We start from the raw sequence: 24,118 nt of genomic DNA, 5'->3' as shown, positions 1-24,118 counted from the left end.
CAGAGTGCATCCCGAAGGGAAGGCCTGCAACAGCAAAGATGGGGCCGATCACGCGCATTTCAACGGCTGGTTCTTGCGAAAGCTGTTGGAAGGATGGGCGACGCCGTGCGAACCTGAGTGCTACGAGCAGGCGGCGGGCTCAGATGCCAAGCTGGAATGCGAGCCAGACCAATATCAACCCGAGCACGACCACCAGCGCGCCCATCTGGCGTATGGCTGCTTCAGGCAAGCGGCGCAGAAACGCAAGCATCTGCTCCAAAAACGAAGGGGCCAGTGCATAGACCAGCCCCTCCAATATCATGACCGACCCGATGGCCAGCAAAAGCAGGCTCATTCCTGCAATGCCTCATTCTGCGGAGCCTCTGCATCCTGCGGTGCGGGCGCTTCAGTCGAATCCGCCGCCGGTGCTTCAGGTGTCTCTTCTGCCTGCGGCTCCTCTTCGACCTGTGGCTCTTGGGCAGCGCTATCAGACGAGGATTCCTCAGCACTCTCAGCCGGAGCGGAAGCCGCGCCCCCTATCGAGGGGGCCGAACCGCTGCGATCCGACCTTAGGTAGCTAAAGAACTCGCTGTCCGGCGACATGACCATGGTCGAATTCTCCCCCTTCAGCGCCTCCTCATAGGCAGTGAGAGAGCGGTAGAATTCAAAGAACTCACGATCTCGGCCATAGGCTTTGGCAAAGATGTTGTTTCGCTGCGCGTCAGCTTCACCTTCGATAATCCGAGCATCCCGCCGCGCCTCTGAAAGAATTTCTTCGTAGGTACGGTCAGCTAAGGCGATCACCCGCTGCGCGGCTTCGCGGCCCCTTGCACGCTCATCGGTCGCTTCGCGTTCCCGCTCGGCAATCATACGCTGCAAGGTCGCGTCAAAGTTCTGTTCCGGCAAGTTAGTCTGACGCAGACGCACATCGACAACTTTCAGACCAAGCGCCTGCGCTCGCGCGTCAGCACGCACCCGGATTTGCTCCATCAGGTCTGCCCGTTCCGGCGAGAGGATGGTGTTCGACGTCACACCCTGCGAACCGAGAACGGCACGGATTTGGCTTTCCATGATGCCGCCCATTTCGTTTTCGGCCTGACGCTCACCACCCGCACCGAGGGCTTGGCGATATTGCACCATGTCGTCGATCCGGTAGAGCACGAAGGCGTCGATCTCAAGACGACGGTCATCGGCGGGGGTGACTTCGATCACCGGGGTTTCCAGCGACAGAATACGGTCTTCGTAACGCACCACTTCGTCCAGCAGCGGGACCTTGAAGCCGATGCCCGGCTCGTTGCGTACCTGTTTGATCTGACCAAAACGCAGGACCAACGCCTTTTCACGCTCGTCCACCACAAAGACAGCCGACAGCACCACCACAATGGCGATGATCAAGACGGGAATAATGAAATTTCTTTTCCGCATCAGTTCGACCCTCCGCTGCGCCGCAGTTCGTTCAGTGGCAGATAGGGGACAACCCCCTGCCCCCCTTCGGTGCTGTTGTTCTCAAGGATGAACTTATCCACGTCGCCCAACACCTTCTCCATTGTCTCAAGGTACAGGCGTTTACGCGTTACCTCGGGTGCCTGAAGATATTCCTCCAGCACAGCTTCAAAACGGCTGGCTTCACCCACCGCATCGTTGACGACACGGGCGCGATAGCCTTCGGCAGCTTCCAAGAGTTGCGCAGATTCACCGCGGGCCTCGGCCGTGCGGCGGTTGGCATAGGCATCCGCCTGACGTTCCACCCGGTCGCGTTCCTGCTCAGCAGCCTGCACGTCGCGGAAGGCATCGACGACCGATTGTGTCGTCGTGTTACCGCTGGCGTCCGTAACCTGCACGGTCTGGCTTGGTGGGTCGACTTTGTTCACGTTGACACGCAGCACGTTGATGCCGGTGTTGCGGTTGTCGAGCGTGGTTTGGATAAGCTCCTTCACACGGTCGGCCACTGCACCACGGTCCCGGTTGAGGATCGGTGCGAGTTCGGACTGGGCGATAACTTCGCGCATCGCGGATTCAGAAATCGCCCGGACGGATGCTTCGGGATCGCGCAGCGAGAATTTGAAATCGCGCGCGTTCTTGATGTTCCAGACCACCTGAAAGTCGATATCGACGATGTTTTCATCGGTGGTCAACATAAGCCCGTCGTTGCCGCCGCCACCGCGCCGCACGCCGAGTTCCTCAGTCCGGTTGGTGGTCACGTCAAAGACTTCTGCTGTGACGAGCGGCCACGGCGCAAAGTTCAGACCTTCGGTGCCGATGCCGGAAAACTCACCTAAGAACAGCTCAATCGACTGCTGTTCGGGGCGCACAGTGTAGAAACTGGCAAAACCCCAGAGCGCCACACCGGCAAGCACGGCCAAGCCCACGGTACTGCGGGTAACACCCGGCCCGCCGGGACCACGTCCGCCGCCACCTGTGCCATTGCCGCGATCACCACCACGGCCGCCCATCAAAACGCGTAGCTGCTCTTGCCCCTTGCGCACCAACTCATCGATCTCGGACCCTTGGGGCCGGTCCCTGCCCGGCCCACGTGGCCGTTCCGGCCCCCCGTTACGTCCACCATTTCCTTGGTTGCCCCCGTCACCACGGTTGCCACCACCTCCGCCGCCCCATGGGCCTTGCGAATTTCCTGCCATTTATGTTTTCCCCTCTGAACCGCTCCTGCGGCCTGTTGGTCCTAAAGTCGTATGGGTGGACGCAGAATTCAAGCTGTTCGCACCGGTTCACGCATGGTCACCAGTTCCTCGGACATCGTTGGATGCACCGCGCAGGTGGCGTCAAACTGTTCTTTCGTCGCGCCCATCTTGACTGCGATGCCGACCATCTGGATCAACTCGCCCGCATTGGGTGCGACGATATGACAGCCCAACACCACGCGGGTTTCGGCATCCACGATCAGTTTCATCAATACCCGGTCGGTCTTGCCCGCAAAGGCGCCCTGCATCGGTTTGAAGGAGGTCGCATAGACCTCGATCGGCCCCTTGTCGCGCGCCTCTTCCTCGCTCAGTCCTACGGTGCCCATTTCGGGCTGGGTAAAGATCGCGGAAGGCACAAGGTCATGATCCACCGGCGTCGGCTTGCCGCCAAAGACGGTCTCGACAAAGGCCATGCCCTCGCGGATCGCGACAGGCGTCAGGTTGATCCGATTGGTCACATCGCCAATGGCGTAGATCGACGGCACGGCGGTCTGGCTGTATTCATCCACCTCAATCTCGCCGCCACGGCCCAGTTTGATGCCAACGTCCTCCAACCCCATGTCGTCGGTGTTGGGGCGGCGGCCGGTCGCAAAGAGCACTTGGTCAAACATTTTCTCGACGCCATTCGTCGGCTTAACCCGCATCGGCCCCCGGCCATCCTCATGTTCAGGGGTCAGTTCCATGATGTTGGTGCCAAGGTGCAGGTCGATGCCCTTCTCTTGCATCATTTCGGCCACCATGCCGCGAGCCTCATCATCAAAGCCGCGCAGGATTTGCGCACCGCGATAGTATTGCGTCACTTCGACGCCCAAGCCGTTCAGGATGCAGGCAAATTCACAGGCGATATAGCCGCCGCCAATGATCAGGATCGACTTGGGCAGCTTTTCCAGATGAAACAGATCATCTGACACCAAACCGTGCTCTGCGTTCTTCATGTCGGGCCGGACAGGGCGGCCACCGCTGGCGATCAGAATGTGTTTCGCCGTCTTTTCCGTGCCGTCAGACAGCGCCACCGTATGCGCATCTTTGATGCGCGCGCGGGCGTCAAAAGTATCAACGCCGGAGTTCTTCAGCAGCTTGCGATACACGCCTTCGAGCCGGTCCAGCTCTTCGTTCAGTCGGCCCTTGAAGTCATGCCAATCAAATGGCCCGGTTTTCAAATCCCAGCCAAAATGTTTGGCCTCATCCACGACGTCGGCATAGCCCGAGGCGAAAACCATCAGTTTCTTCGGCACACAGCCCCGGATCACACAGGTACCGCCATAGCGGTCTTCTTCGGCCAACCCGACCTTTGCGTCATGCTCGCCCGCCGCGACACGCGCCGCACGCACACCGCCCGAGCCGCCACCGATGACAAACAGGTCGTAGTCGAAATCTTTATTGGCCATTGATTGCCTCTTTCACATTTGTTGCTCTTGCGCGTCCAGCGCGCCTATTTGCCTTGAGCGGGTCAGTCGTTCAGATCCGAAAACAGGTTGTCTGTCTCGACAAATTCTAAACGGTCCGTCGCCACGGTTCCTTCATTTATGTCGCGCACCTCAACCCTGCCATCCCCGTAACCAATCACAACCGCGTCACAGATGTCGATGAACAGGCCATTCTCCACGACGCCGGGCATTTGGTTGAGCACCAGCGCCAATTGACGCGCATTGCCGATCCGGCCCAGCCGTAGGTCGAGGATGTAGTTCCCCTCGTCGGTAATGAAAGGCACCTCCCCGTTCATTCGCAAGGTGGAGTTGCGCCCGAGCACATCCATTGAAATCAGGGTTTCCTCAACCAAGGCCTGCGTGGTTTGCCAACCAAAGGGGATCACCTCAATCGGCAGGGGGAAGCTGCCCAGATGCTGCACTTCTTTGCCCACATCTGCGATCACGACCATCTGGTCGCTGGCAGTTGCCACGATCTTTTCTTGCAACAACGCCCCGCCGCCGCCTTTGATAAGGTTCAGATCAATGTCGAATTCATCCGCCCCGTCAATCGTCAGGTCGAGCCACTTCGCTTCATCAAGTGAGATCACTTCGATCCCCATTTCGCGGGCCAGTTGCGCGGTCCGTGTTGAGGTCGGCACGCCTTTGATCCGCAGCCCGTCATCGCGCACCATCTCTCCCAAACAGCGCACCAGCCACGCAGCGGTGGAGCCGGTGCCAAGCCCCACACGCATCCCGTCCTCGACAAATTCGGCAGCCCGTTTCGCGGCCACGAATTTGGCTTTGTCGATGGGTGAAAGTTCTCCGGACATGGGGCAGCTCCCTTCAGGCGTTTGGGGCGTTATAGGGCCAATTGACAAAGGGTGCGAGGGGCAAGTCATCGCTTTTCGAGCCCTTCCCCGCCCGTTTGCGACAGTCGCCTTGCAAAGTCCCGAAGGTCTGGGCGATACATTTTCCACTGTCTTAGGACATACAGAGCTTTGGAAGGGTCCGCTGCGCCATGTTTCTTTCGGTTTTCGACATGTTCAAAGTGGGCATCGGCCCATCTTCCTCGCATACGATGGGGCCGATGGTGGCCGCCGGGCGCTTCCTTGATCTGATGCGGGCATCGCCCTTCAAATTTGCCGGGCTACGTGCGTCACTGCACGGCAGTTTGGCCTTTACCGGTGTGGGCCATGCGACTGACCGTGCCACGATCCTCGGCCTCGCCGGGTTCACGCCCGCTGACTACGACGCCGAAGCGGCAGTGAAGGCGCTCGAAGAGATCAAACAGACCCGGCGCATTACTGTCGATGGCCTGCCCGAACTGCGCTTCGATCCTGCGCAGGATATGATCTTCGACTACGACACCAAGCTTACGGGCCACGCCAACGGCATGATGCTGATGGCCACCGATGCCCAAGGCGACGTGACCCTGCGCGAGACCTATTATTCTATCGGCGGCGGCTTTGTGATGACCGAAAAGGAACTCGCCGCGGGCAAGGACACCGATGAAGGCGCGCCGGTGCCGTTCCCCTTCAAGTCCGCCGCGGAAATGCTTGAAATGTCGCGCAAATCGGGCAAGACCATCGCAGACATGAAACGCGCTAATGAAGAGGCCCGCGGCGGGGCCAAGAATCTGCGGGAGGGCAGTGCGCGGCTTTGGCAAGTGATGCGCGATTGCATCGATCGCGGGCTGTCCACCGACGGCACTTTACCGGGTGGCTTGCAAGTCAAACGCCGCGCCAAAGGGATTTATGACGCGCTGATGGCTGAGCGTGGGCAAAACCAATCCGCGCCTCATACCATCAACGATTGGATGAGCGTCTATGCCATGGCGGTGAACGAAGAAAACGCGGCGGGAGGTCAAGTCGTCACTGCGCCGACCAATGGGGCTGCCGGCGTGATGCCTGCCACTCTGCGCTATTACCTCGACCATGTGCCTGGCGCGTCTGAGGCGCATATTGAAGACTTCCTGCTCACCGCTGCCGCGATTGGAGGATTGGTGAAATACAACGCCTCAATCTCCGGCGCAGAGGCGGGCTGTCAGGCCGAAGTCGGCTCTGCGGCGGCGATGTCGGCGGCAGGACTCTGCGCGGTACTGGGCGGCACGCCAGAGCAGATCGAAAATGCCGCAGAGATCGCCTTGGAGCACCATCTGGGCATGACCTGCGACCCGGTCAAAGGGCTGGTGCAGGTGCCATGTATCGAACGCAACGGTCTGGGCGCGATCAAGGCTGTCTCGGCCGCATCGCTGGCGCTGCGGGGGGACGGCACTCATCTGGTGCCGCTGGATGCCTGTATCGAAACCATGCGGCAGACCGGGGCGGATATGAGCGAGAAATACAAGGAAACCTCCCTTGGTGGTCTGGCGGTCAATGTGCCAAACTGCTGAAGCTGCGCATCTGCGCACAGAAACCGTTCATCGGTGCCAATTGCGGCCCCTCGGCTCACCCCCTATCTCCTGAGCAACCGCAAAGGAGAGCATTATGTCCCTTAGACCTACCCTAGAAACCCGCCGCGCCGTTCCCACGATGGAAGGCGCCGGGGTGAAATTGCACCGCGCTTTTGGCTTTCAAGACCCGTCCGAGTTGGACCCTTTTCTGCTGTTCGATGACTTCCGCAATGAACGTCCGGAAGATTACGAACAGGGCTTCCCATGGCACCCTCACCGGGGGATCGAGACCATCACCTATGTGTTGGAAGGCACCGTTGAACACGCAGATTCGCTCGGCAACAAAGGTGACTTGAACGCGGGCGATGTGCAGTGGATGACCGCCGGCTCAGGCATTTTGCACCAAGAGATGCCGCGCGGAAATGCCAAAGGGCAGATGCATGGCTTCCAGCTTTGGGGCAACCTGCCTTCGGCGCAGAAAATGACAGCGCCGCGCTATCAGGACATGAAGGCCAGCGACATTCCGGTTGTGACGGACGACGACGGCACGCGCGTCAAGATCATCACAGGGGAGTTCTGGGGTAAGCGTGGCCCTGTGGACGGCATCGCCGCTGACCCGCAGTATCTGGATGTCTTTGTGCCTGCCGGGGTCAAAAAGACCTTCAAGATCGACACCTATCGTCGGGCCTTTGCCTATGTCTTTCAGGGCGCGGGCGCCTTCGCCGACGCTTCGGCCCCCTCGGGCGTGCTCCTGGAGAAAGAAGTCGGCGGTGAGGAAGTCAACATCCGCGATATGTCGGGCGACCGCACATTGATCCGCTTCGGCACCGGCGATGAGGTGACAGTGCAGGCGGGCGAGGAAGGTGTGCGCTTCCTGCTGATCTCGGGCGCGCCGATTGAAGAACCGGTGGCGTGGCATGGACCCATTGTGATGAATACCCGCGCTGAGTTGCAGCAGGCGATGCGCGACCTCAACAACGGGACATTCATCCGTCCAGCGCATTGACCACAGGGCCGTGGCTGTTCAGGCAGTCACGGCCTTGCGCACCATATCCCAATATTGCGCCACGACCTCATCGAGTGACAGGCGGCCCCCCGCGCGATACCAAGTGTTTACGCCGGTCAGCATGGCAATAATGGCGAGTGTGACGATCTTTGTATCTGCAACGGCGAACTCGCCCGTCGCCGCGCCCGCACGCAGGATCGCCTCAAGCCGGTCCTCATAGGCGCGGCGCAGTCCTTCGATCACCGCAAAGTTCTCCTCGGTTAAATTCCGCAATTCCATATAGGCGATAAAGACCTCGTCTGGTCTGTCGGCGTGGAAGCGGATGTGGAACGCGACGAAATCCTGCAATTGCTGCATCGGTGAGCGCCCGCTTTGCGAGGGGGTCTGCGCCAGCAGGTCGGTCATATGACCCTGCATCAGATCGAACAGCAGGCTTTGCTTGTCAGGCGTGTAGTTATACAGCGCCCCGGCCTGCACGCCCACTTCGGCGGCGATGGCGCGCATCGACACGGCAGCATAGCCCCCGGCGGCAAAGAGCCGCAGGGCCGCCGCGCGCACCCGCGGGCCGGTAATATCGGAATGAGAGCCTGTCGTTCGTGCCATGCGGGCAATTTAATGAACAAGCGTTCAAAAGCAAACCCCGCTTGCGCCCTTCTCTGCGCTGGTGCAGAACAAATCATGCTTAGTCGATTTGTGCCCCATCCCCTGTCCTTTGCCGCCCTTTTGGTGGGGGCAGCGGTATTAAGCGGTTGTGCGGAATTCCCGGCGCTCGACCGCACGATCACGCCCGAAATGGAGGCCGCGGATTACCCTGATCTGGTCCCAATTGATCCACTGTTGGCGCAGGCCAAGGCGGGGCGAATTGACCCCCTGCGGACCGAGGCCGAACTGACCGGACGCGCGGCACGGCTGGACGCGCGGGCCAGTCGCCTCGGCACGGCGCGTGCCGAGACTGCGGCTTCTGCCCGGCTTGCGCGACTGCGGGCGCGGGCAGCGCGGCTGCGCGACGCAGGGCTGACCTCGCAAGAGCGCGAGCGGTTGGCGCAAGACCCGGCACAATAGCGCTATTTTGCTCCGTTGCGTGCAGAGACCGAACCCGCTACATCGCGGAAGACCGACAGACTTGATCAAAAGGACCATCCCCATGTCACAGCCGCTTCGCCTCGGGATCGCCGGATTGGGAACCGTGGGCGTCGGCGTGCTGCGCATTTTGCGCAAGCAAGCCGCGCTTTTGGAGGCCCGTACGGGGCGAAAAATCGCGGTTTCTGCAATCTCGGCCCGCACCCGCAACAAAGATCGCGGCCTCCCCCTGTCGGCCTATGACTGGGAAGACGATCCAGTTAAGCTGGCCACACGCGATGATGTCGATGTCTTTGTCGAACTGATGGGCGGCGCAGACGGTCCCGCGAAAGCCGCGACCGAGGCCGCATTGGCTGCGGGTAAGCATGTTGTCACCGCGAACAAGGCGATGCTGGCGCTGCATGGACAGGCATTGGCTGAACAGGCCGAAGCGGCAGAGGTTGCGCTGCGCTATGAAGCCGCTGTTGCCGGGGGCATTCCGGTCATCAAAACGCTGATGGAAGGGCTGGCTGGCAATGGCATTACCCGGATCATGGGTGTGATGAACGGCTCGTGCAACTACATCCTGACGCGGATGGAAGACGCCGGTAAAACCTATCAGGAAATTTTTGCCGAGGCGGACGGGCTGGGCTATCTCGAAGCCGATCCTCAGCTTGACGTGGGCGGCATTGACGCAGCGCATAAGCTGGCAATCCTGTCCTCCATCGCCTTTGGCACCAAGATCGACTTCGACGGTATCCAACTTGAAGGGATCGAGCGGATCGCCATCGAGGACATCCGCGCTGCAGCCGATATGGGCTATAAGATCAAACTTTTGGGCGTTACCCAGATGACAGGGCGCGGCTTGGAGCAGCGCATGATGCCTTGTCTGGTGCCGCAGACCTCCCCCTTGGGCCAGCTTGAGGGTGGCACAAATATGGTGGTGATCGAAGGCGACGCTGTGGGCCAGATCGTGCTGCGCGGTGCCGGTGCGGGCGAAGGTCCGACTGCAAGCGCTGTGATGGCCGATGTCTGCGACATTGCACGCGGGATGTGTGGCCCCGTCTTTGGACAGCCCGCAGCGACGCTTGAGGCGACGACGGCGGCCAGTAGCCAGACCCCTGCCCCCTATTACCTGCGCATGGCGCTGGTCGATAAACCCGGTGCGCTGGCCAAGATCGCCACTGTATTGGGCGAGGCCGGCGTGAGTATCTACCGGATGCGACAGTATGAACATGCGGATGTGTCGGCTCCGGTGTTGATCGTAACCCATAAGACGAACCGCGATGCGTTAGTGCGTGCGCTGGCCGCGATGGATAAGACCGGCGTGCTGGCGGGCGAGCCAGTGGCGCTGCGGATCGAAGAGGTCTGAGGGTGTTTGCTAAGGGCCATCGCCTGCCCGTGGGGTGGCGATAGCAACCTCGGCTCGTGCCACTTTATTGTGCAGCTGTGATGTGCGTTTGCTAAGGTGCGCCCAGCCTTACCAAATCGCCAGCCCGGTCGCACCGGAGGTGCGCCCGATATAGTTCGGCACGCCTCTGGCGTGTTGGGTGGGCAGACGATAGCCCAGCACCTGCGGCTTGTTTCCGGGCCAGAGCTTTGCGCAGCCCCAACCTGAAAACTTGCCCCGAGACGCGCACAGCGTTACAGGACAGAAAACCCATTTGACCCCAAGGACACCTCATGACCGCTTCCGCCGAATTTCAAGACCGCATGTTATCACTCGGCCTCGCCCGCGTTTCCGAAGCTGCTGCCCTCGCTTCGGCCAAGCTGATCGGCAAAGGTGACGAGAAAGCCGCCGACCAAGCCGCCGTCAACGCGATGCGCGAACAGCTCAACATGCTCGACATCGCCGGCGTCGTGGTCATCGGCGAAGGCGAACGTGACGAAGCGCCAATGCTTTACATCGGCGAGGAAGTCGGCACCGGCAAAGGGCCCGGCGTAGACATCGCGCTTGATCCGCTCGAAGGCACCACGCTGACCGCCAAAGACATGCCCAACGCGCTGACCGTGATCGCCATGGGCCCGCGCGGTTCCATGTTGCACGCGCCAGATACCTATATGGACAAGCTCGCCATCGGCCCGGGGTTCGAGACTGACGTCGTCACCCTCGACATGGCCCCCGGCGCGCGCGTCGAAGCACTTGCCCGCGCCAAGGGCTGCGCGCCTTCCGACATCACTGTCTGCATCCTTGAGCGCCCCCGCCACGCCGATATGATCGCCGAAGTGCGCGCCACTGGTGCCGCCATCCGCCTGATCACCGACGGTGACGTGGCAGGTGTGATGCACTGCGCCGACCCTGAAACCGGGATCGACATGTATATGGGCCAAGGCGGCGCGCCCGAAGGTGTTCTGGCCGCCGCTGCGCTGAAATGCATGGGCGGGCAGATGTATGGCCGTCTGTTGTTCCGTAATGACGACGAAAAAGGCCGCGCTGCCAAAGCCGGGATCACCGAGCTTGACCGCATCTATTCCCGCGACGAAATGGTCACGCAGGACGTGATTTTCGCCGCGACCGGGGTGACCGGCGGTAACATCTTGCCCGGCGTGAAACGCGAACCCGGCTGGCTGACAACCGAGACACTGATCATGCGCTCGCGCACCGGGTCCGTGCGTCGGATCAACTACCGCACGCCCACAAACGGCGGGTGAGCGCCACGCTTCCCTACAGATACAACGGTAAGATGAGGCGCGCATGAGTTTTCTCGGTGTTGAAACCTCCCTGACCGGGCGGCGCTGGATTGGTCCTGACGTGGAACTGTCCCGCGCCGCTGAACTTCTGGCGCAACGCGCAGGGCTGCCCGATCCGGTATGCCAAGTGCTGGCACGCCGGGGCGTGGCGGATACCGAGGCGGCAGGCTTTCTGGCGCCCGCTCTGCGCGACCTCCTGCCCGATCCACGCAGCCTGCGCGACATGGAGCGGGCGGCCACCCGTTTCCTTGCCGCGCTCAAAGCGCGCGAACGCATCGCGATCTTCGCGGACTACGATGTGGATGGCGGCTCTTCGGCAGCGCTCCTGCTGGTCTGGCTGCGCGACATGGGGCATCGCGCGACCCTCTATATTCCCGACCGTATCGACGAAGGCTATGGCCCCAATGACGCCGCCATGTCCGCGCTGGCTGCGGAGCATGACCTGATCATCTGCGTGGACTGCGGCACCCTTTCTCATGGTCCCATCGCTGCGGCAAAGGGCGCGGATGTCATCGTGCTCGACCACCATTTGGGCGGCGAAACCCTCCCCGATGCGCTGGCCGTGGTGAACCCCAACCGGCAAGACGAAGACGGCGCGCTGGCGCATCTCTGCGCCGCTGCAGTGGTCTTTCTGATGCTCGTCGAAGTGGGCCGACAGCTGCGCGAAGCAGGGACCAAAGGGCCGGATCTGATGTCGATGCTTGACCTCGTAGCACTCGCGACTGTTGCGGATGTCGCGCCGCTGATTGGGGTGAACCGCGCCTTTGTCCGGCAAGGGCTGAAAGTCATGGCCCGCCGCGCACGTGTCGGCCTTGCCGCGCTGGCCGACGTTGCCCGAATGGACACCGCACCTACTGCATATCACCTTGGCTACCTCCTTGGCCCCCGCATCAACGCGGGAGGGCGCATTGGGCAAGCCGACCTCGGCGCACGCCTGTTGGCGACAGATGATCCGCATGAAGCCGCTGCACTCGCTGAGCGGCTCGACCAACTCAACACAGACCGCCGCGAGGTCGAAGCCGCCGTGCGCGCGAGCGCTATGTCGCAGGCCGAAGAGCGGGGGTTTGACGGACCACTGGCTTGGGCCGCTGGCCCCGGTTGGCATCCCGGCGTGGTGGGAATCGTCGCCTCACGGCTCAAAGAAGCCTCCAACCGCCCCTCCATCGTGATCGGCGTAGAGGACGGTATTGGCAAAGGGTCGGGCCGCTCGATCAGCGGCATTGACTTAGGTGCCCCGATCCAGCGTCTTGCCGCCGAAGGGCTGCTGATCAAAGGCGGTGGCCACAAGATGGCAGCGGGCCTCACCGTGGCCGAAGACAAGATCGACGCGGCCATGGAGCGCTTGGGCGAATTGCTGGCCAAACAGGGTGCGCATTTGGCCGGTCCTGCCGACCTTAATCTTTGCGGCATGATGATGCCCGGCGCGGCGACGGTGGAACTGGCCGAAATGGTCGATCACGCGGGCCCTTTCGGCGCGGGCGCCCCTGCCCCGCGCTATGCTTTCGCAGACATGCAAATCCGCTTTGCCAAACGCGTGGGCGAGAACCACCTTAAGGTGAGTTTCAGTGACGGTCTGGGGGCAAATCTCGAAGCGATCTCTTTCGGTGCCTACGATGGACCCCTTGGCCCGGCGCTCGAAAACCACGGTGGCGCGCGTTTCCATCTGGCAGGCCGTCTCGACATAAACAACTTCCGCGGGCGGCAGTCCGTACAGCTGCGTTTGGAAGATGCCGCGCGGGCTTAAAAACTTTTTCTCGAAAAAGTGCATTTTTCCGCTTGCGGCCACCTGCGGTATTACTTAAACGTCCGCTCACAGACAGAGCAGCAAGACACTAAGCGCTGCACTGACATAGAGTGGCCCGTTCGTCTATCGGTTAGGACGCCAGGTTTTCAACCTGGAAAGAGGGGTTCGATTCCCCTACGGGCTGCCACTTTCCTCCTCTCTACCTTCTGCAAGAGAAACGTAGCGCGTGCGCTGCTTCTGCTTTTGTCTTCTCAGCGCCGCAAAACCGCGTCTGCGCGCCTAACGTGTGTAGCCTTTACTGAGTCGCGGGCAGTCCAAACGCCCTATTGTCGCCCAGTTGTCGCCTTTCCCATTGACGGTAGCAGTCCAGCAGCCCGCTACAATTCTGCGTGATTTTTGCCGTTTTTCGCGCCTCGCCTAGCAGCCATACAGCGCTTATAGCAAAGACTATGTACGACCACTCGCAGGTTCCAGCCACCGGCACAGCATCACCATTGTCTTTTGTTTTTAAAGAGTTACCTTAGACCAAAGGCGCTGAATCGACCAAGACGGCGCCCCTGTGGCTGCACAGGATCATCGCCCCGCCGCATTGCCAGACCCTCAAGCGCGATACACGCTCGAACCAGCTGGGAAACAATCTGTTTCTAAGAAAATGGATCGAATAAGGCGAAAAGGTGGTAACAAATTCTAGCTGCCTTACCTGAACAAAGAAGCCAGGCCATGCGTTAACGACCTGCACAGCTGCCTGAAACACCAAGCCTTTTTGCGAGGCTTGCTCACACGATTGATCCCTGGGGGGGTTGCATGAAGTACGCGAACGTCGATGGACCGGGTTACGGCTTGGTTAATTACAGCGCCCTAGCCGCTGAGCTAGAGCGTCCGGTGTCTTCTTTGGGTCCGACTATGGTGCAGAGCGTTGCTCTCCATGCCCCGCGTCGTTTGCGGGGCATTCAGCTGCGGCCCAAGGGGCTGTATGGGCGCTTTGCCAAGCCGGTCTTGGAGCGTCTGATTGTTCTGGCTTCTTTGCCCATTGCTTTGCCGCTGATCGCGCTTTGCGCGCTGGCATTGTGGATTGAAAGCGGTGCGCCCTTCTACACCCAGCCGCGTCTGGGGCGGGGCGGCAAACGCTTCTCCATCCTGAAACTGCGCACGATGGTACGCGATGCGGATGCGGTGCTTGAAGGCTACCTTGCCGCGAACCCGGCGATGCGGCGCGAATGGGATGAGATGCAAAAACTTAGCAACGACCCCCGTATTACCAAGGTGGGTGGATTTCTGCGGGCCACTTCGCTTGATGAGCTGCCGCAATTGTGGAACGTGCTGATCGGCGACATGAGCCTCATTGGGCCGCGTCCGATGATGCCTGACCAGTTGGACCTCTACGGTGATCCAAAATCCTACTTCGCGCTCCGTCCCGGTATTACAGGATTGTGGCAGGTCTCGACCCGCAACAACAGCCGCTTTACCTACCGCAACGAAGTGGACGGCGCCTATCGTCGCAACATATCCCTCTCCATGGATCTGACGATCCTTCTTAAAACGGTGGGCGTGGTTCTGCGCCGGACAGGATGCTGAACGATGTATCGCCCCACCCCGGCAAGCAGAAACCTCAATGTTCAAGAAATTCAAAGGGAAAAAGATGAAAGATAACTACGCATCCGACCCCCTTACTGCGGACAGTGCTGACGTTTTGGCGTCTTTTGGTGGTGCCGGGATGCGCCACAGCATCCGACCACGCCGCGCGGTGATCAATCAACTTGACGACGACAGCGATGACGGCATCGACATCTTCCACCCCGCTGACACCGTCCCTGCTACGTTTGAAGCGGACAGTCGCAACGCGGAGCGCAATGTTGCGCCCTTTGTCAGCGACGACCGCGCCCCCCGTTGGGAAGACCTGCCCATCGCCGCCCCCGGGCCGGGCGGGGACATGCCGCTGGTGGATGACAACCGCAACAGTGCTGCCGCCCGCGCGTTCGACCTTTTGCGAACTCGCCTGCGTCAGACCACGCTTGAACATGGATGGGTCAACATCGCCGTGGTCGCTCCGACGTCCGGCTCCGGCAACACCTTTACCGCCACCAATCTGGCACTGAGCCTGTCTCGGGTGCCAGGGTCGCGCACGGTCTTGATGGACATGAACATGCGCAGCCCCGGACTGGCGCGTGCGTTTGATATGGATGCGCCAGGCGCCATGAGCGATCTGCTCGGCGGGCGCTCGGCGCTTGGCACCCAAGTTCATCGGATCAGCGACACCCTCGCGCTTGGCCTCAACTCCCGCGCAGAAGTGAATGCCGCCGAGATTTTGCAAGACGGGGCGACTGCCGAAACGCTGCTACGGATGCGCGCTGCGCTGCGTCCTGAGATAGTGCTTTACGACATGCCGCCGATGCTAAGCCATGACGATCTGTCGGCCTTTCTACCGCAGCTTGATGGGGTTCTGCTCGTTTCGGACGGCAGCCAGACCGTGGCGCGCCATCTGCGCGAATGTGAACGTATGCTTGAAGGACAGGTGCCGCTCTTGGGCGTCGTTCTGAACCGCGCGCGGGCTTCCAGCCTGCCAAGCTACGCCTGATCAGCTAGAAAACTGGCGCGATACGCCCTATTATCGCCTAATTGTTTTGGTCTAGCCTAGCAAAACCCGCCAATATTAAAGGGCGGGTGTTTGAGGCTGGCCGGAAAGAGACCCATGGGACCGATCTATACTCTCGATGACTTCATCGACATGCTGCGCCGCCGCGCGGGTGTAATTTTCGTAATCGTCCTGTTGGGTTGCATCGCATCGGTCATCTGGGCGTTATCGACCCCGCATGTCTATCGGTCCTCCGAAGTCATCCAGATCGAACAGCCCAAAATTGCGAATGATCTGGCCCCCTCAACGGTCGAAGGCTCTTCTGCCCGGCGGCTGCAACTCATTGAGCAGCAACTCATGGCGCGAGGGAACCTCATTGATATTATTGATAAGTTTGGCCTCTACGAGAAATTGACTACGTTGCGCCAAAGCGAAAAGGTTGATCTGCTGCGCCGCTCCGTCTCCATCACAGGGGTGGCGGCCCCCCGTGAGGGCTACGGCGATGATGGCAGGATCTCGGTGGTGACATTCACTGCGGAAATGGACGATCCCGCCGATGCACAGGCCGTAGCGCGGGAGTTCGCAGACCGCACCCGCGCTCTCTCGGCCGCGCAGCGTCAGAACCAAACCCGCGAAACGTTGGAGTTCTTCCAGCGGCAAGAGGAAAACCTGATCCGCGACATTGCCAAGCTTGAAGAAGAACGCGCCGCCTTTAGCACCGCGAATGACCTGTCGCTCGAGGGCAGTCTGGAATTTCGCCGGGGCGAAATTGGTAGTCTCAATGAAGCGATCCTCGACTTAGACCGAGAGATCATCGCAACCCGGCTGGCACGAGACCGCCCCAACCCCGACGCGCGCGCCGCGACCATTGCGCGCGAGCAGGCCGAGTTGGACGCCACCTTGGAGAGCCTTACAACACAGCGTGACCTGCTGGAAGAACAGCGCGACGCGCTGAGCGCCAGCCTTCAGACCTCGCCAGAGGTTGAGCGAGAGCTCGCCCGTTTCGAGCGTCGTTTAGAGCAGTTGCAAGATCAGCTTGAGGTTATCAGCGCACGGCGCAATGAGGCCGAGGTCGGTTTCTCTCTTGAGGCCGATGAACGCGGTGAGAAGCTCACCACCTTAGAGTCTGCTGAACTGCCAGAATACCCGATCTCGCTCAGCCGGAAGAAACGTGCTGCCATTGGGGGCATGGCAAGTGTCGCGCTGGCGCTGTTGGTGGCCTTCTTGCTGGAACTGCGCCGCCCGGTGATCCGTTCGGCTCGGCAAATGACCCGCGAAACCGGGCTGGTGCCGGTCGTGTCGATCCCTGACCTAAGCCCCCGCGAAAAGCGCCGGACTTTGGGCAAGGTTTGGCAGGAACGTCTGAAAGCTGGCCAGAAGGGCCGCGCCGCGCGGCAGGCCCGTAAAGGGGCGCGTCAGGGCTGACCAATCAGCCCACAGCTGCAATATCACCCAGCCAGTCCCAATGCAGCGAGAGCGCCACCGCCCCCAGGGTTAAGGCAAGCGCAGTGAATGTCAGATCATGCCAACCGTCCCAGACGCCATGCGCACGGGCCAGCCAGATCAACACAAAATGAGACAGGACTATCGCCGCCCCCATGCCGATCAACGCCCCCGGTAGCCCGGCATAAATCACCCCCACCAGCAGCAGCACAATCTGAAGGCTCGCCCGCGTGGCCGATGAGATGAAGAAACGCCGCGAGTCGCCCGCCGCAAGTGCCGCCTGGTCATAGGTCAGCCCGATCACCTGCGGCATCAATGCCAGCGCCAAGACAACTAGGATCGCCCCGCTCGCCAGATAGCGCGGGTCATAAAGCAACCCAACCAGCCACGGTCCTGCCAAGGCCATAAGCGCCAGCATTAGCAGCAAACCAGCGCTGAGCGCATAGCGCATCCGGCGCAGCTTGGCGTGATCACGCGCTCCGGTTTCGCGGTAGATCGGGATCATCACACGTCCGGTGACATTCTGGCCCAGCAGCAGCGGAAAGCTGGCAAGGAAATAACCGATATTATAGATGCCTAAACCGTCTAAGGACAGGAATTTGCCCAAGATCGCCCGGTCGCCTTGGCTCGCGAAGAACCAGAACATCGTCGACAGAAAAATCCATTTGCCGAAATGCACAAGCTCCCGCGCTGCGGCGCGCTCCCAGCGAAAACGGTTGGCAGCGCCGGGCAGATAGAAATGGGTCAGCAATAATTTCGCCAATGCGCCCGCTACACCGCCGACCACCAGCGCCAAGACCGATTGCCAGATCAAGGCGCCCACCACCATGATGACAATCCCAATCACCTGCGAGGCGAGGTCCAGCAGAGTCAGCCGTCCCATTTGCAGATGCCGGTGCGCGGTCTCAATCCGGGTGGGGTTAAACCCCGCGATCAAAAGGCTAAGTGCCGCGATGGGCAGGTAGATCAACAGCTGCGGCGCGTCATAGAACTGCGCCACCGGCCATGCCAGCGCACAGGCTGCAAGCCAAAGCCCCGCCCCCCGCAACGCTTGGATTGTGTAGGCGGTGTTCAGAAAGTCCGGGTCATCCCCCCGTTTGCTCTGCGCGATGGAGGGCGCGATGCCCACATCCGAGAAAAGCGTCAGTCCGACGATCACCACTTGGATCAGGGCCATCAAGCCAAAGGCTTCGGGGAACAGCAACCGGGTCAGGATCAGGTTCGAGCCCAGACGGATCGCCTGCGACCCGCCATAGCCCAGCACGATCCAAGACGTCGACCGCAACGCGCGGGCCATCAGGCGATTGCCCGTCACCGCATGGGAAACCTTTGAAATCACTCGATCCCGCGCCTCTGCCGCTTCTGCGGATCAGACTAAAGCCTCCCGCCCTCTTGTGCCAGTGGCAAGGGGGCGGGTAACAATGTTTAACACGCTCTCAGCCCAAGGCTCCCCCTTTGCGCATCGCTTATATCCTCAACACCTATCCTCAGCCGTCACATTCCTTCATCCGGCGCGAGATTGTGGCGTTGGAGGCTGCAGGCCATGAGGTACAGCGTTTCGCCATGCGCGGGCCTGAGGGGCCGTTGGTGGACGTGCAGAACCAAGCAGAACAGGCGCGAACGGAGTATGTCTTGCAGGCCGGTGCAGGGCGATTGCTCGCAGCGGTGCTAAAAACACTGGTGCAGAACCCCGCTGGCATGGGCCGCGCATTGCGGCAAGTATGGCAAGCCGCGAAACGGGCCGAGAGCGGCTTGCCCCGGCATCTTATCTACCTTGCAGAAGCCTGTTATCTTAGAGACCGTTTGGCAGGCAGCGGTGTGACCCATCTACACGCGCATTTCGGCACCAACGCGGCGATGGTTGCGATGCTCTGTCACCGATTGGGCGGGCCGCGCTATAGTTTCACCGTTCACGGACCCGAAGAATTCGACAGCCCCCGCGCCTTGTCGCTGGGCGACAAAATTCACCACGCCGCCTTTGCCGTGGCAATCAGCCAGTTCGGCCGCAGCCAGCTCTACCGCTGGGCCGCGCCAGAGGATTGGCCCCGCATTAGGGTCGTGCATTGTGGCATTGAACCGGCGAAGTTTCCGACCCCGCCCCCCCTGCCCGACGGCCCGCGCCGTCTGGTCTCAATCGGCAGGTTGGTTGAACAAAAGGGCCAGCTGGCGCTCGTCGCGGCCATGGCCCAGCTTCGCGACAGCCATCCGGAGCTTCACCTGACCCTCATCGGCGATGGCGAGATGCGCCAGACCATTGAAGCAGAGATCGCGCGGCACAATCTGGCGGAGCGCATCACCCTCACTGGCTGGGTGGATGAGGCGCGTGTGACCGCCGAACTCTCTGCCGCGCATGGGCTTGTGATGCCGAGCTTTGCTGAAGGTCTGCCGATGGTTGTGATGGAGGCGATGGCCGCGGGCCGTCCCGTTATCGCGACCTATATCGCTGGTACGCCTGAGCTTGTGCAGCACGATCGGCACGGTTGGCTGGTGCCCGCAGGTGATGTAACCGCTTTGGCCACGGCAATGGCCGCGTTACACGATGCGCCGCTCGATAGGCTAGAAGAAATGGGTCAGGCAAACCGACTTCGCGTGTTCGAACGCCATGATGCGGCGACCGAAGCGCTTAAACTGGCACGCCATATGCAAGAGGCAGGAGCAAAGAGCTAACCCTCTCTACCGGCCGCGCACCCAGCGGTTCGAACTGCGCAGGATCGGCGCGCGGATCGCCAGACGCACCGTGATAAAGACCACGAACCCTAAGGGGTCCGAGAGGGCCCGCCGCCAGAGTGGCCGCGCCTGATCGTGAGGGTCGTCATTGTGCAGCAACTCTGGATAAAGCGTCTCGACCTCCTCTACCCCGATGTCCTGCCGCCGCCGCACCCGAACCAGCGGCGCAAAGCCTTCGATCATCGGCCAGTCATAGGTGCCAGAGACCGCGATACGCTCGTCCGGGCGGAAGTTGAGCCGTGCGAAAGTGTCGTCCGAGATGATATCCGGCCAAGCCCCCCATCGCGCCCGTCCTGCACGGTTCATCGCGAAGATACCGAACCCCGGTACGCCAACCGTCATGAACGGCGTGGTACACCAAAAGCGCGTGTAGTGCTTCAACACCCAATCCTTACCCGTCGTGGTGACACGTGGCACGCCGCTGCCATAGCGTGGGGCTTCGCAATCCAATGCCGTGACAAGCTGCCCAAGCAGCGGGGCGGAGACCCGGACATCCGCATCCAGATAGACCAACACCGCCCCTGACGCCGCTGCCTCGCCCGCGTTGAGCGCAGCGAGCTTGCTGCCCTCGGCCAGTTCGATCACCTGCAAAGCCCATCCGCGTGCGGCAAACTCGGCAGAGAACCCGCGCGCCAATTCAGCGGTGTTGTCGTGGCATCCGTTGGCAATCACGATCACCTCAACAGCGCCAACAACAGGATCGGACTGACCAAGGGCACGCAGGCATCCCGGCAGCCAGTCGGCCTCGTTATGCGCCGGGATCAGAACACTGGCGCGGGTCGGCGCCTTTGGCGTTACTCCCATGTGACCAAGGACCGCCAGCGCGGGTTGTCGTCGCTGAGATAGCGTCGCGCCCCCCAAGAGCCCCATTTTGTCGGGGCGTAAACATCAGCGTAATGAGTGAACAACTGCCCGCCGATGGCCTTCCACCCCTTGAGCAGATCGTCATAGAGCCCACCCATTTCGGGACTATAGTTCAGATGATGGAAAAACGCGGTAAGTCTGTCATCATTCACCCGTGAGCCAAGCCCGACCACATGGCTTCCGCCTTCGTACATCACCAGATCAAGATCATGCGCCCGTGCCACGGCGGCGTGATAGGGCCAGACGCGCCCGATCAAATCGGCCAGCGTGTCCTGCGCATTGCCGCTGATGGCCCCGTTGCGCAACTCCTGCGCTGCCAAGGCTGCGGCTGCGTCAAAACGATGGGCTGCGACATACGCCTCCATAGCCGTCCCGCTCAGCCCCTCCCGTTCTGCTGCCTTGCGCGCCTCTGCCGCGCTGTCGTCCAGCCACGCGTCTATCTTTTCGGCACGCTCCTCTAGCCCCAAGATGCCGCCGAAATACCCTGTGACCGCATAGGCATCGAAAGCCTCTACGGGGGGACGGTTGGCCTTGTCCTCCGCCACGAACAACGGTGCCTCCAGCGCTTCGGTCTCTAGCCCCAACCATCCCGTCTGGGTGGAGATTACATTGCTCAACCTGTCGCTGCCCTGTGCGCCGAAGACATCGGACCACAGTCTTGCCACCTCGGCGGCCCGCATGCCGTAGAACTGCATCCCCTTGTCATTCTCACCCCAACGGCTCTGCGCCATATCGTCGGCCCAAGTGGTTTGGGTAAACTGCCAGTTCCAGACCTCATTGGAGAATTCAACATGGGCCGTCAGCTTGGGCGACAGGTGCTCTTTCACGTAGGTCGCAAAGGCGGTGACATAGCCCTCCTCCGCCAGATGTGGCATGTTAAACCAAGGGTCGATCCCCAGTTCATTGGCCAGCGCGACCATATCCTCCACCGGCACACCGCGCAGAGCATAGGTGACGTCTTGAGGTCGAGGGCGATCTTCCCAACGGGCGATTGGGCTGTCATTGGTCATCATCCAGTCCATGAAACGCAAAACGTCCATGCCTTCCAGCTGTTGGGTCCAATCAGGGTTGAACCGTACGCCCGCATCATAGACCGCCAGTCGATCTTCGCGAACGACAGTGATGTTGCGCGGCGGATCGCTGCGGTTGATCCGCTGAATGCGGATATCGACGCTGCCGGGACCGGGCGTATAGTCAAACTGCACCCTATTCTTGCCATAGCGCACGTTCTTGGCGCGGCCTGTGACTTCGATAACGCCCTTGCCCTCAAAACGCAGAATATACCGCCCCTTGAGCGTCTGCGCCGCTTCGGGCATGTCGGTCAGGATAAGCGTGCCGATGCTACCAAGCTCACGCGGCATTTGGGTAGGCCAGCCTTCCGCATCGAGATAGCCGCCCGCCTGCAACTCGCCGTATTCCATGCCACCGAACCGTCCGGCGAGATGACCGAGCCATGGCCGCGATGTTTTCATCAGGTTCAAAAATGGCACCTGCGTGCTCCAATCGGCAATGGCGGCAAGGCCGAGGCCCAGATCGGTGGTACCGGGCCGCGCGTCAGCGGGGGCGATGATCTGGAAGGGGGCTACCAAGTTTGGCGCGGCTTGCTCAGGCGCCGCTGCCCTATTGTCCGGCACCATCGCGTCACTTTCATCAGCGACCGACGGCAAACTGCCCGCTGCCGACGGGTCAGGCAAAGCAGGCGCGGGTGGTGGGGCATTGGGGGCGATCGGTGCGGTCTGCTCCGTTGCGCTGGCCTGCGTAGGAGGTGGCGGCGGAACCGGCACCACAGCGCCCCCCTGATAGGCCCGCACCGCAGCCCAAGCCACCCGCTGAAGATGCCGCGCCAATTCCGGCTCAGGCGCGTCGAATGGATTGCCCCATTGATCGCTGAACGTCGTCGGCAGCCCTTGCGGGTCAGTGCCGGTCAGGGTGGCGTATTGCACCATGGCAACGAAATAATGGCCCAGATCGTTTAGGTGGACATCGTCGGAAAACAACGCGTCAATGTCGTTCAATCCCGGTATCCGCTCGGCGGCGATCTCATCATGAAGCCGCGCCATGGCTTGACCGGCGGGGATGAGCTCAATGCTCGCGCTGTCGGACGTGCGCCCTCGGGACACTGCGGTCACCAAGGCCTCCCATGCGGGCAGGTCCGCGTCCAACCGCATGCGCCATGGGGTATCGGCACGTTCGTCGTGGGCCACCGGCTCCCCGGTGCCGTTGTTCAATGAATGCCATGTTTCCTGAATATAGACCTTAACCGTGGGATTGGCAGCGGCGGCGAGGCCGAAGAATGCCTGCGCATAGACCTCGCTATCTGACCAGCGGGTGTGGTTTGCCAGCGGGATAGCCTCGGTCAAGATCAGATGGGTGGTGTTCCCTTCGGGCAAGACGGTGCGGGCATCCACGCCTTCTGCCTTGTCCGATTCCTCCCAATTGTAGCGCAGCGGCGCGCCGTTGATGATCTGGGCGCGCACCTCGCCTTGGCCGACCCCGGCACGCAGCGCTTCTTGCAACATGGCGGGGCCGGTCTGGCCGAACAGGCTGTGGCCCACCATCAGGACCGAAAGCAGCCCGCCCAGACCGCTCATGCCGCGACGCCGGTGTCGGGATGGGCGCGCACCACGTCCCAGACCACCTCTTGCATGAGCCGCGCAGCCTCGGCGCTTGGCGTGGCGGCGGGGGTGCCATCGGCGCGGTTCAACTGATGCGGAAGCCCCCGCGGGTCTTTGTGGTAAAGCGTTGCATAATGGGTAAGCGCCACCAGATAGGCGCCTTGGTCGTTAAAATGGATCGTGTCAGGGCGGCCCTTGTCGTCGCGGGTAAAGAGATCATGCAGGCTGATGATCCCGCCGATGCCCCCCTCGGCATCCATCGCACGCACGAAGGCGGCCATGACCTGACCAGCGGGGATAAGGTAGATCGGCACGTCGGCGGCTTCGAGCGCGGGGTACAGCACCTTATTGCGCCAATATTTATCAAGATCACGGTCGATCCGCGTCAGCCAGCCGTTGCCGTCATCGGTATGATGCCAAGTCTCGTAAAGATAGACCCGGCAATCAGGATTGGCCGCCTTTGCAAGCTTGGCCCAACGGCCCAGATATTCCGCACTATCGTGGTAGCGGATGGCGTCTGCGATCTCGACCATTTCTGTCAACACCACCGCGTCATACCGGCCCGACCCGATGGCCGACCGCGCGGGACGGTGCTGCGCATGGTCGTTCTCGCGGTCGAACCCTTTGATCGGCACATCAGGCTCCCAATGGTCACGCAGTGACGTCCCCCAGCCGGTTTGACTGTGATAGCCGTGGTCCTCTCCGGCCATTTGCTCCAACATCGCCGGCATGTCTCGCCCCACCAGAGAATGTCCCAAATGATAAATCTGCATGGGTTCAGTCGGCGCGTCGAGCGCTGTGGCATAGACCGTCTTGGCCCGCTCTCGCAGCCGTGCGCCCCGGAACAAACCGGTGCCTCCGCCAAGGCTCGCCACGGCAGCGCCGCCCAGGAATATGCGGCGTGATACTGCAACCATG

20 protein-coding genes and 1 tRNA gene are annotated in these 24,118 nt (G+C 61.2%); 11 read left to right on the top strand and 10 right to left on the bottom strand.

From position 1 onward, the window contains the following. Positions 1 to 139: 139 nt before the first annotated feature. From HTT03_RS12475 to rpiA, 5 genes are all read right to left on the bottom strand, one after another. On the bottom strand, positions 140 to 334 hold the full coding sequence (locus HTT03_RS12475) for a DUF2065 family protein (RefSeq protein WP_174860101.1): 195 nt from the start codon (positions 332 to 334) through the stop codon (positions 140 to 142). Then, positions 331 to 1,404 carry a protease modulator HflC gene (gene hflC / locus HTT03_RS12470; protein ID WP_174860100.1) on the bottom strand — a complete coding sequence of 358 codons (1,074 nt, stop codon included), beginning with the start codon at positions 1,402 to 1,404 and terminating at the stop codon, positions 331 to 333. The genes HTT03_RS12475 and hflC overlap by 4 nt, the downstream gene beginning before the upstream one ends. Next, positions 1,404 to 2,618 (bottom strand): FtsH protease activity modulator HflK, encoded by a 1,215-nt coding sequence (hflK, locus tag HTT03_RS12465; protein WP_174860099.1) that lies wholly within the window; start codon positions 2,616 to 2,618, stop codon positions 1,404 to 1,406. The genes hflC and hflK overlap by 1 nt, the downstream gene beginning before the upstream one ends. Positions 2,619 to 2,686: 68 nt before the next feature. After that, entirely contained in the window at positions 2,687 to 4,066 is a 1,380-nt protein-coding gene (gene gorA / locus HTT03_RS12460) for a glutathione-disulfide reductase (protein WP_174860098.1), read from the bottom strand. A 62-nt stretch (positions 4,067 to 4,128) separates the two neighbouring features. Then, complete coding sequence (gene rpiA / locus HTT03_RS12455) at positions 4,129 to 4,917, bottom strand: ribose-5-phosphate isomerase RpiA (protein ID WP_174860097.1); 789 nt, start codon at positions 4,915 to 4,917, stop codon at positions 4,129 to 4,131. 188 nt (positions 4,918 to 5,105) lie between these two features. On the opposite strand from rpiA, the gene HTT03_RS12450 reads away from it, so the two are divergent. Together HTT03_RS12450 and HTT03_RS12445 are read left to right on the top strand one after the other, a co-directional pair. Beyond that, on the top strand, positions 5,106 to 6,479 hold the full coding sequence (locus HTT03_RS12450) for an L-serine ammonia-lyase (protein WP_174860096.1): 1,374 nt from the start codon (positions 5,106 to 5,108) through the stop codon (positions 6,477 to 6,479). Positions 6,480 to 6,573: 94 nt separating this feature from the next. Next, the gene (locus tag HTT03_RS12445; protein WP_174860095.1) at positions 6,574 to 7,485 is read left to right on the top strand and encodes a pirin family protein; all 912 of its coding nucleotides are present in this window, start codon (positions 6,574 to 6,576) and stop codon (positions 7,483 to 7,485) included. Between the two features lie 18 nt (positions 7,486 to 7,503). Here HTT03_RS12445 and HTT03_RS12440 read toward each other — a convergent pair whose 3' ends face one another. Continuing rightward, complete coding sequence (locus tag HTT03_RS12440) at positions 7,504 to 8,088, bottom strand: TetR/AcrR family transcriptional regulator (protein ID WP_174860094.1); 585 nt, start codon at positions 8,086 to 8,088, stop codon at positions 7,504 to 7,506. Positions 8,089 to 8,163: 75 nt separating this feature from the next. Between HTT03_RS12440 and HTT03_RS12435 the strand changes: the two genes are divergently transcribed. The 8 genes from HTT03_RS12435 to HTT03_RS12400 all read left to right on the top strand — a co-directional run bounded on the left by HTT03_RS12435 (position 8,164) and on the right by HTT03_RS12400 (position 16,976). Next, positions 8,164 to 8,547 carry a hypothetical protein gene (locus HTT03_RS12435; protein ID WP_174860093.1) on the top strand — a complete coding sequence of 128 codons (384 nt, stop codon included), beginning with the start codon at positions 8,164 to 8,166 and terminating at the stop codon, positions 8,545 to 8,547. An 82-nt stretch (positions 8,548 to 8,629) separates the two neighbouring features. After that, complete coding sequence (locus tag HTT03_RS12430) at positions 8,630 to 9,916, top strand: homoserine dehydrogenase (RefSeq protein ID WP_174860092.1); 1,287 nt, start codon at positions 8,630 to 8,632, stop codon at positions 9,914 to 9,916. A 311-nt stretch (positions 9,917 to 10,227) separates the two neighbouring features. Next, a complete protein-coding gene (glpX, locus tag HTT03_RS12425) occupies positions 10,228 to 11,196 on the top strand; it encodes a class II fructose-bisphosphatase (RefSeq protein WP_174860091.1) in 969 nt (322 codons plus the stop codon). A 43-nt stretch (positions 11,197 to 11,239) separates the two neighbouring features. Continuing rightward, positions 11,240 to 12,979, top strand: coding sequence for a single-stranded-DNA-specific exonuclease RecJ (gene recJ, locus HTT03_RS12420; RefSeq protein WP_174860090.1), 1,740 nt, complete (start codon positions 11,240 to 11,242; stop codon positions 12,977 to 12,979). A gap of 112 nt (positions 12,980 to 13,091) precedes the next feature. Continuing rightward, positions 13,092 to 13,166, top strand: a tRNA-Glu gene (locus HTT03_RS12415). Between the two features lie 617 nt (positions 13,167 to 13,783). Further along, positions 13,784 to 14,554 (top strand): sugar transferase, encoded by a 771-nt coding sequence (locus tag HTT03_RS12410; protein ID WP_246253480.1) that lies wholly within the window; start codon positions 13,784 to 13,786, stop codon positions 14,552 to 14,554. Positions 14,555 to 14,618: 64 nt separating this feature from the next. Beyond that, positions 14,619 to 15,554 (top strand): CpsD/CapB family tyrosine-protein kinase, encoded by a 936-nt coding sequence (locus tag HTT03_RS12405; protein ID WP_174860089.1) that lies wholly within the window; start codon positions 14,619 to 14,621, stop codon positions 15,552 to 15,554. Positions 15,555 to 15,668: 114 nt separating this feature from the next. Continuing rightward, positions 15,669 to 16,976 carry a GumC domain-containing protein gene (locus HTT03_RS12400; RefSeq protein ID WP_174860088.1) on the top strand — a complete coding sequence of 436 codons (1,308 nt, stop codon included), beginning with the start codon at positions 15,669 to 15,671 and terminating at the stop codon, positions 16,974 to 16,976. 4 nt (positions 16,977 to 16,980) lie between these two features. On the opposite strand, the gene HTT03_RS12395 is transcribed toward HTT03_RS12400, so the two are convergent. Beyond that, positions 16,981 to 18,330 carry an oligosaccharide flippase family protein gene (locus HTT03_RS12395; RefSeq protein ID WP_425506323.1) on the bottom strand — a complete coding sequence of 450 codons (1,350 nt, stop codon included), beginning with the start codon at positions 18,328 to 18,330 and terminating at the stop codon, positions 16,981 to 16,983. Positions 18,331 to 18,449: 119 nt separating this feature from the next. Here HTT03_RS12395 and HTT03_RS12390 point away from each other — a divergent pair, with 119 nt between their 5' ends. Next, positions 18,450 to 19,661 (top strand): glycosyltransferase, encoded by a 1,212-nt coding sequence (locus tag HTT03_RS12390; RefSeq protein WP_174860087.1) that lies wholly within the window; start codon positions 18,450 to 18,452, stop codon positions 19,659 to 19,661. A 6-nt stretch (positions 19,662 to 19,667) separates the two neighbouring features. On the opposite strand, the gene HTT03_RS12385 is transcribed toward HTT03_RS12390, so the two are convergent. Genes HTT03_RS12385 through HTT03_RS12375 form a run of 3 tightly spaced genes read right to left on the bottom strand, consistent with a single transcriptional unit; the run spans position 19,668 to position 24,117 of the window. Further along, positions 19,668 to 20,525 carry a glycosyltransferase family 2 protein gene (locus HTT03_RS12385; RefSeq protein ID WP_174860086.1) on the bottom strand — a complete coding sequence of 286 codons (858 nt, stop codon included), beginning with the start codon at positions 20,523 to 20,525 and terminating at the stop codon, positions 19,668 to 19,670. Beyond that, complete coding sequence (locus HTT03_RS12380; RefSeq protein WP_174860085.1) at positions 20,516 to 23,176, bottom strand: hypothetical protein; 2,661 nt, start codon at positions 23,174 to 23,176, stop codon at positions 20,516 to 20,518. The genes HTT03_RS12385 and HTT03_RS12380 overlap by 10 nt, the downstream gene beginning before the upstream one ends. Beyond that, positions 23,173 to 24,117 carry a hypothetical protein gene (locus HTT03_RS12375; RefSeq protein ID WP_174860084.1) on the bottom strand — a complete coding sequence of 315 codons (945 nt, stop codon included), beginning with the start codon at positions 24,115 to 24,117 and terminating at the stop codon, positions 23,173 to 23,175. Before HTT03_RS12375 ends, HTT03_RS12380 begins: the two co-directional genes overlap by 4 nt. Position 24,118 lies beyond the last annotated feature (1 nt).

It is taken from the genome of Sulfitobacter maritimus (genome assembly GCF_013346665.1).
Classification (GTDB): Bacteria; Pseudomonadota; Alphaproteobacteria; order Rhodobacterales; family Rhodobacteraceae; genus Sulfitobacter; species Sulfitobacter maritimus.
This window is presented reverse-complemented; position numbering and strand designations above follow the sequence as displayed.

Bases quoted from the DNA above. Each gene is read 5' to 3' on its own strand.
- HTT03_RS12380 (WP_174860085.1), bottom strand. From the start codon at position 23,176: ATGAGCGGTCTGGGCGGGCTGCTTTCGGTCCTGATGGTGGGCCACAGC.
- HTT03_RS12385 (WP_174860086.1), bottom strand. From the start codon at position 20,525: ATGGGAGTAACGCCAAAGGCGCCGACCCGCGCCAGTGTTCTGATCCCG.
- HTT03_RS12410 (WP_246253480.1), top strand. From the start codon at position 13,784: ATGAAGTACGCGAACGTCGATGGACCGGGTTACGGCTTGGTTAATTAC.
- HTT03_RS12445 (WP_174860095.1), top strand. From the start codon at position 6,574: ATGTCCCTTAGACCTACCCTAGAAACCCGCCGCGCCGTTCCCACGATG.
- HTT03_RS12405 (WP_174860089.1), top strand. From the start codon at position 14,619: ATGAAAGATAACTACGCATCCGACCCCCTTACTGCGGACAGTGCTGAC.
- HTT03_RS12440 (WP_174860094.1), bottom strand. From the start codon at position 8,088: ATGGCACGAACGACAGGCTCTCATTCCGATATTACCGGCCCGCGGGTG.
- HTT03_RS12400 (WP_174860088.1), top strand. From the start codon at position 15,669: ATGGGACCGATCTATACTCTCGATGACTTCATCGACATGCTGCGCCGC.
- hflC (WP_174860100.1), bottom strand. From the start codon at position 1,404: ATGCGGAAAAGAAATTTCATTATTCCCGTCTTGATCATCGCCATTGTG.
- HTT03_RS12475 (WP_174860101.1), bottom strand. From the start codon at position 334: ATGAGCCTGCTTTTGCTGGCCATCGGGTCGGTCATGATATTGGAGGGG.
- rpiA (WP_174860097.1), bottom strand. From the start codon at position 4,917: ATGTCCGGAGAACTTTCACCCATCGACAAAGCCAAATTCGTGGCCGCG.
- HTT03_RS12450 (WP_174860096.1), top strand. From the start codon at position 5,106: ATGTTTCTTTCGGTTTTCGACATGTTCAAAGTGGGCATCGGCCCATCT.
- HTT03_RS12435 (WP_174860093.1), top strand. From the start codon at position 8,164: ATGCTTAGTCGATTTGTGCCCCATCCCCTGTCCTTTGCCGCCCTTTTG.
- recJ (WP_174860090.1), top strand. From the start codon at position 11,240: ATGAGTTTTCTCGGTGTTGAAACCTCCCTGACCGGGCGGCGCTGGATT.
- gorA (WP_174860098.1), bottom strand. From the start codon at position 4,066: ATGGCCAATAAAGATTTCGACTACGACCTGTTTGTCATCGGTGGCGGC.
- hflK (WP_174860099.1), bottom strand. From the start codon at position 2,618: ATGGCAGGAAATTCGCAAGGCCCATGGGGCGGCGGAGGTGGTGGCAAC.
- HTT03_RS12430 (WP_174860092.1), top strand. From the start codon at position 8,630: ATGTCACAGCCGCTTCGCCTCGGGATCGCCGGATTGGGAACCGTGGGC.
- glpX (WP_174860091.1), top strand. From the start codon at position 10,228: ATGACCGCTTCCGCCGAATTTCAAGACCGCATGTTATCACTCGGCCTC.
- HTT03_RS12375 (WP_174860084.1), bottom strand. From the start codon at position 24,117: ATGGTTGCAGTATCACGCCGCATATTCCTGGGCGGCGCTGCCGTGGCG.